General features: G+C 59.6%; 2 protein-coding genes and 1 pseudogene. 1 reads left to right on the top strand and 2 read right to left on the bottom strand.

The window, feature by feature from the left end:
- Positions 1-37 precede the first annotated feature (37 nt).
- A pseudogene (locus AWU74_RS05300) lies at positions 38-640 on the top strand (hydroxymethylglutaryl-CoA lyase-like TIM-barrel protein); the annotation flags it as partial.
- Between the two features lie 30 nt (positions 641-670).
- Here the strand turns inward: AWU74_RS05300 and AWU74_RS12710 are convergent.
- Positions 671-1309, bottom strand: coding sequence for a Fe-only nitrogenase accessory AnfO family protein (locus tag AWU74_RS12710; RefSeq protein ID WP_162504866.1), 639 nt, complete (start codon positions 1307-1309; stop codon positions 671-673).
- A gap of 26 nt (positions 1310-1335) precedes the next feature.
- Positions 1336-1858, bottom strand: a 523-nt coding sequence (locus AWU74_RS05310) for a substrate-binding domain-containing protein (protein ID WP_187150861.1), incomplete at its 5' end; no start/stop codon positions are given.

Genomic DNA, 1858 nt, shown 5'->3' on the forward strand with positions numbered 1-1858 from the left:
CACGACCCTTCGGGACGGCGGGCAGGCGCCGGGAATCGTGTTTTCGCAGAGCGAGAAGCTCGAAATCGCCGCGTTTTTGGACGAGTCCGGTGTGTATCAGATTGAAGCTGGCAGCCCCGCAGTGGGCGAAAGCGAGCGGGCGGCCATTCGGAGCATTGCCGAGCGCGTGAAGCGGGCAAAGGTCGCCGTCTGGAACCGGCTCAGCACAAAGGATATCGCGTATTCATTCGAGTGCGAGCCGGACCTTATTCACCTCTGTGCGCCAGTATCGGAGGCGCATATCCGCACCAAGCTCCGCCAGACGGAGGCGTGGGTGCAGAAAACATTGGCTGAGTGCGTGGATTTTGCGAAAAACCGCGGATATGCCGTTTCGGTGGGCTATGAAGACGCATCCCGCGCGGATATGCCGTTTTTGTGCGCGCTCACCCGAATGCTTGAGTCGCTGGACGTAGCGTTCGTCCGCTATGGCGACACTGTCGGCGTTCTCACGCCGTCCCGCACAGAACAGGCTATCGGCGAGTTGTGCGCCCTCACACGGATTCCCGTCGGTATTCACACCCACAACGACCTCGGCATGGCGGTCGCCAACGCTGTTGCCGCGGTTAAAGCCGGTGCCCGTTACGTAGACACGACGCTCTCCGGAATCGGGGAGCGCGCGGGCAACTGCGATTTAGGGGCGTTTGTCCGCGCAGTCGCAGGAACACCGTTTGCCGGCGTTCTTGCCGCGAATGCGCAGCCGGTACTGGTTAGTCTCCGTTTGCTCGACGTCAAAGCGCTCGGCGGGAAGTTCCGCTTCGACCCACGGCGGGATATGGCTGCATACGACGGTCAGGCTGGTAAAATCGGTGTGTAGAAAATCACGGAACGCCTTTTTGGAAGAGATTTCAGGGTGCCGCTCCTGCAGACGGATAAGGTCGAGCGCATACTGACCGGGCGTTTCCGTTTCCACCGGACGAGCCGGAATGTCGGCTTCCGCGTTTGCGGCGGCGAGGACGTCTTGCTCGACCGTATCCAAAAGTCCCGCGCTGAACTCCTCCGCCTCAAACACGGCAAAACCCCGCCTATCAAACACGTGATACGGAAGCCCCGCGATAGATTTCCCCACGATGACGCTGCAAGTCGGCATGCGGTCGGCAAGATTCTTCACGTCGTCCCGCAGCGCGGCGGGGGAATCGGTGCGGAGAGTATACGCGACTGTTTCGGCGCATTCCCACGTATGTTCATTCCGGCGATACACCGCAAGCGCGGAACCGGATTCGAGCGGGGCGATTGTTCCGTCCGCCGACAAAATAACTGCAATATCAGCCATACCGTTTCCCCTTCAGCGCGTCGTCGTTAAAACTCTTCATAACGCCCCGTCTGGGTCAGGTCGTAACCGCCCAGCATTTCCATATCCACCCGGAATTCAGGCGAATATACATACGAAAAAATCGCCTTGATAGCGGGGGTGTTCAGGTCGGAGAGCCGAAAAATTAAGTCATACCATTCCGCCTGCAGCGGCACAAAATTGACGCCCGGCACGTCCGCACCCCGCGCGCAGCCGCAGCCCACATCCGCTCCGCCTTTCGCCACGATATTGGCGCAGGCAAGGTGCGAAGTAGCTTCCCGCGTGTATCCCCGAATATTCGCCGTATCGATTCCCGCCAGCTTGAGCTTTTGGTCGAGCAAAATCCGCGTGCCGCAGCCGCGTTCACGGTTAATCAGGGTAACGTTTGGACGCGCTACGTCTTTCCAATCGGTGACGCCGAGTGGATTTCCGTCCCGCACATATAATCCCGCCATTCTTCCCGCAAGGCGGACCGCTCCGACCGGAATACCCGGAAGCAGGCGGCGGATATAGGGGTAATTGTAGACGTCT

The organism is Treponema endosymbiont of Eucomonympha sp., from assembly GCF_001028545.1.